This window comes from Staphylococcus pasteuri (assembly GCF_030547725.1).
Lineage (GTDB): Bacteria > Bacillota > Bacilli > Staphylococcales > Staphylococcaceae > Staphylococcus > Staphylococcus pasteuri.
In genome coordinates this window covers 1-239 of the sequence record NZ_JAUOQO010000893.1, presented here as the reverse complement: position 1 = coordinate 239, position 239 = coordinate 1, and the positions used below count along the sequence as shown (strand labels likewise).

Genomic DNA, 239 nt, shown 5'->3' with positions numbered 1-239 from the left:
ACAGCGGGTAGCGGCCAGCCAGCTTAAATCCGGTGATCTTATCGTTATTTTACCTGGGGAAACCGTGCCCGCTGATGGCCAGATTAGCTTTGGTGAAAGCGAGTTTGATGAATCCTCTTTAACGGGAGAAAGCTTACCCATTGTTAAGTCGATAGGCGATCGCGTGTTTGCTGGCACCATTAACCACGAACAGACTGTACATTTAGCCGTTGAAGCCGTTTCACAAAACACCTTTATCG

General features: G+C 48.1%; 1 protein-coding gene. It reads left to right on the top strand.

The window, feature by feature from the left end; all coding sequences use genetic code 11:
- Positions 1-239 (top strand): P-type ATPase actuator domain-containing protein (locus tag Q4528_RS15830; protein ID WP_439848954.1); only part of this gene is annotated, 239 nt, incomplete at both ends.